This window comes from Sphingomonas sp. RB1R13 (assembly GCF_036663775.1).
Lineage (GTDB): Bacteria > Pseudomonadota > Alphaproteobacteria > Sphingomonadales > Sphingomonadaceae > Sphingomicrobium.
Map to the genome: position 1 here is coordinate 1 of NZ_JAXOJM010000022.1, position 1526 is coordinate 1526.

The window sequence follows — 1526 nt, forward strand, 5'->3', positions numbered from 1 at the left end:
AGGATCATCGGGTTTCTCAGCCCGAACAAGCCGAGTGGCGCAGAACGCTGTCCCAGCGCGCGCCACTCATCCACCGCCAACCTTCCTCACCAGCGCGTGCGCAGCGTCAGGCCATAGGTGCGCGGCTCCGCCAGATAGGACCCGAACAGCGCGTTGGCCGTCGCGTAGTTCGGCGCGCCGAAACGCTGGACTTGCGACAGGCTGCTTGAACCCTGGAACGGCATGTTGAAGGCGACCTGCTGGTAATTGGTGTTGAGGATGTTCTGGCCCCAGAATTCCAGCGCCCAGCGCTGATCCTTGCCGTGCAGGCCGATGCGCGCGTTCATCAGGAAGAAGCCGTCCTGCTTCTTCTCGATGAACAGGTCGGAGCCGGTGTTATAGTCGCTGGTCAGACGGCCATCGACATAGAAGAGCGCGGTCATGCCCGTGCCCGCGATCGGCGGCGTCCAGCTGGCCGAGGAGGTCGCGACATGGCGCGGTGCGTTCGACATCATGTTGCCGGGCAGCAGGAACAGCGCATTGCTAAGCGGCTCGCCCGCATCGCTGCCGACCAGATTGCGCGCATAGTTGGTATGGGCATAGGTATAGGCCAGATTGACGGTGACGTCGGGCACGGGGAACAGGCCAGCTTCCAATTCGACACCCTGCGTGACGACGCCCGCCTTCACCTTGCCGGGGCAGCGGCCGGTGTTGGGGGAGTCGTCGCGATCGGCACCGCCCAGATCGGTGCTGCACGCGCTGATATTCTGGACGATATAGCCGGTGCCGTTGAAGGTGTTCAGCTGGAAGTTCTTGAACTCCGAGCGGAAAGCGGCAGCATTGAGGGTGAAGGTGCGCGAGGTGAACTTCACGCCCAGCTCATAGGCATTCACCGTCTCCGGATCGAAGCGCAGGTTCGTGACCGAGGCCGCCGTCGGCGCCGCATACACATTCGGGGTCAGGTCCGACCGCTCCAGATTATAACCGCCTGCCTTGTACCCGCGCGCATAGGAGCCATAGACTAGGGTGCTGGCCACCGGCTTCCACGAAATGACGGCGGTGCCGGTGAACTGCCCCTCGCTGATCGCGTCGGACAGCGGCAGCCCGGAGAGCGCGGAGGAGGAGTTGCCATTGCAGCTCAGCGTGACGATCCCTCCGGCCAGGTTCGCCAGCGTCGCGTTGCCGCTTTGCAGGAACGGACGAAGCGCGGCCTGTTGCAGCGGGCAGGCGGTGTTGTTGTTCTCGAAGCTGGCGCGCAGCGTCTTGCGCTCATGGGTGTAACGAAGGCCGCCGGTCAGGCTGAGCGTGTCGGTCAGGCGATAGATATTGTGCGTGAAGAAGGCGTAGTTGGTGCTGGTCTGGTCGTAGAGATCGCGCAGCGCACCGACATTGTTGATCGTGCTCAGACGGTCGATGGTCCCGATCAGCTGCGATCCGAGCGTGCTGGTCAGGACCGCGCGCCCCGCCCCGCTCAGGCAGCCCGGATTGGCCGGGTTCTGCAACGCCGCCGCCGGATTGATCGAGGCGACGACACGGCAAGCGGCAAA

General features: G+C 64.0%; 1 protein-coding gene. It reads right to left on the reverse strand.

Annotated elements, in window-relative coordinates; all coding sequences use genetic code 11:
• Window positions 1-86: 86 nt before the first annotated feature.
• On the reverse strand, window positions 87-1526 hold a 1440-nt coding region (locus U1700_RS14445; RefSeq protein ID WP_332753392.1), incomplete at its 5' end, for a TonB-dependent receptor.